This is a genomic window from Streptomyces sp. NRRL F-5755, from assembly GCF_001279365.1.
GTDB lineage: Bacteria > Actinomycetota > Actinomycetes > Streptomycetales > Streptomycetaceae > Streptomyces > Streptomyces rimosus.
Window position 1 is genome coordinate 1 of sequence record NZ_LGCW01000127.1, and the last position, 3002, is coordinate 3002.

The window sequence follows — 3002 nt, forward strand, 5'->3', positions numbered from 1 at the left end:
CCGTCCGCGTCCTGCCGCTCCGGATCACCGGGGCGCGACGGTGCCGTTCCGCTGGGATGCGGAGTTGCACGGTCGGGTGGTGGCGCTGGCCCGGGAGTGTGGGGTGAGTGTGTTCATGGTGGTGCAGGCCGCCTTGGCGGCGCTGCTGACCCGGCTCGGGGCGGGCACGGACATTCCGCTGGGGGCGGCGGTGGCGGGCCGTACCGACGCCGTGCTGGACGATGTGGTGGGCTTCTTCGTCAATACGCTGGTGCTGCGGACCGATACCTCCGGTGATCCGTCGTTCCGTGAGCTGCTGCGGCGGGTCCGGGAGACCGACCTGCGGGCGTACGCGCACCAGGACCTCCCCTTCGAGCGGCTGGTCGAGGCCCTGAACCCGGACCGCTCCGCCGACCGCAACCCGCTCTTCCACGTCGCCCTCACGATGAACCACACGGCCGGGTCCGGATACGGGCTGCCCGGTGCCGAGGCCGAGGAGATCCACGTCTCCACCGGCACCGCGAAGGTGGACCTCACCTTCGCCGTACGCGAGCGCCGGGGCGCCGGGCGGACTCCGGGCGGGCTCGAAGGGGAGGCGGAGTTCCGTACGGACCTGTTCGACGTGGCCACCGTCGAGGGCCTGCTCGTGCGCCTGCGCAGGCTGCTCGAAGCGGCCGTCGCGGCCCCGGAACGGACCATCGGCAGCCTGGAGATCCTGACCGCCGCCGAGCGGCACGCGCTGCTGGAGACCGCGAACGCCACCTCCCGCGCGCTGCCCGCCGCGACCCTGCCGGACCTCTTCGAAGCGCAGGTGGCCCGTACACCCGACGCGGTGGCGCTCACATCGCCGGACACCCGGCTCACCTACGCCGAGCTGAACGCCGGCGCCAACCGCTTGGCCCGGCTGCTGGCCGCCCAGGGCGTCGGCTCTGAAGGCGTGGTGGCGCTGGCACTGCCGCGCTCCACCGGACTGATCACGGCCATGCTCGCCGTCCTGAAGACCGGCGCCGCCTACCTCCCCGTCGACCCCGGTCACCCTGCCGCGCGTATCACCCACCTGCTCCGCGACGCGTCCTGTGCGCTCCTGGTCACCGACCACGCGACCGACGCCACGCTGCCGGACACGTCCGTACCCCGCCTCCTCCTCGACGCGGGCGACACGGAACGCGCCCTCGCGGCCCTGCCGGACACCGACCTCACCGACGCCGACCGCAGGGTCCCCGCGTTCCCCGCCAACCCCGCGTACGTCATCCACACCTCCGGCTCGTCCGGCACGCCGAAGGGCGTGGTGGTCTCCCACTGCGGCGTCGCCTCCCTCGCCGCGGCAATGGACGACTGCTTCGACGTCGGCGTGGACAGCCGGGTGCTGTACTCCGCCTCGCCCAGCTTCGACGCGTCGTTCTGGAACCTGTGCATGGCCCTGCTGACGGGCGCCCGCCTCGTCGTCGTACCCGCGGACCGCCTGCTGCCGGGCGCACCGCTGGCCGAAACCGTGACCGCGTACGGCGTGACGCATCTGACCTTGCCGCCCTCGTCCCTGGCGGCACTCGCCCCCGGCAGCCTGCCCGAGGGCATCACGCTGGTGCCGGCGGGCGAGGCGTGCCCCGCCGAACTGGTGGCGCGCTGGTCGTCCGGCCGCCGCATGATCAACGCGTACGGACCGACCGAGACCACGGTCTGCGCGACCATGTCCGGGCCGCTGACGGACGGCGGAGTACCGCCGATCGGGACTCCGGTCACCAACACGCGGGTGTACGTGCTGGACGCGGGGCTGCGGCCAGTGCCGCCGGGCGTGACGGGGGAGCTGTACGTGGCGGGCGCCGGGCTGGCCCGGGGTTATCTGAACCGTCCGGGGCTGACGGCGGAGCGGTTCACCGCGTGTCCGTACGGGCCGCCGGGGGAGCGCATGTACCGCACCGGTGACCTGGTGCGGTGGCGGGCCGACGGGCAGCTGGAGTTCGTCGACCGGGCCGACGATCAGGTGAAGCTGCGGGGCTTCCGTATCGAGCCGGGCGAGACCGAAGCGGTCCTCACCGCCCATCCCGGAATCGCCCGTGCCGCGGTCGTCGTACGCGAGGACCGGCCGGGGGACCGGCGGCTGGTGGCCTACGCGGTGCCCGTCCGCGCGGCCCAGCAGCCGGACGACGACGGACCCGACCCCGCGGACGTACGGGAATTCCTCCGCGCCCGGCTGCCCGGCCACCAGATCCCGGCCGCAGTCGTGTTCCTGGACGCCCTGCCGCTGACGGTCAACGGCAAACTGGACCGCCGCGCCCTGCCCGCACCGGACACCGGCGAGCGGCCCGCCGGACGTGCGCCCCGCACACCCGAGGAAGAGGTGCTGTGCGGCCTGTTCGCAGAGGTGCTGGGAGTGGCCGGGGCCGGTCCCGAGGACGGGTTCTTCGCGCTCGGCGGCCACTCCCTGCTGGCCACCCGGCTGGTCAACCGGGTCCGCGCCGTACTGGGCGCGGAACTCGAACTCCGCGCCGTCTTCGAGACACCCACCCCCGCCGCCCTGGCCGCCCGCCTCGGCACCACAGCCCGTTCCCGCCCCGCGCTCCGTCCGCAGCCCAGGCCCGACCGGGTGCCGCTGTCGTCCGGGCAACGGCGCCTCTGGACGCTGCATCGCATGACCGGCCCGAGCGCGGCGTACAACGTGCCGCTGGTGCTGCGGCTGCGCGGCACGGTGGACGCGGAGGCGTTGGACGCGGCGCTGGGCGACGTGGTGGCGCGGCACGAGGTGCTGCGGACGGTGTACGCCGAGGGTGCGGACGGCGAGCCGTACCAGGTGGTGCGCCCGGCGGATGGCCCCTTCCTCGTACGGACACCGGCGGCGGACCGGACCGCCGAGGCGATGACGGCCGCGGTGCGCCGTGCGACACGGCATGCGTTCGACCTTTCGGCGGAGATTCCGTTCCGGGCCGAGTTGTTCGAGTGCGGCGGGGATGAGTCGGTGTTGGTGGTGCTTGTGCATCACATCGCCGCTGATGGGTGGTCGTTGGGGCCGTTGTGGCGGGATGTGG

1 protein-coding gene is annotated in these 3002 nt (G+C 73.8%); it reads left to right on the forward strand.

Annotation, left to right across the window (positions count from 1 at the left end):
- Positions 1–40: 40 nt before the first annotated feature.
- Positions 41–3002: non-ribosomal peptide synthetase (locus tag ADK86_RS14820; RefSeq protein ID WP_234345858.1), on the forward strand; the 2962-nt coding region annotated here is incomplete at its 3' end.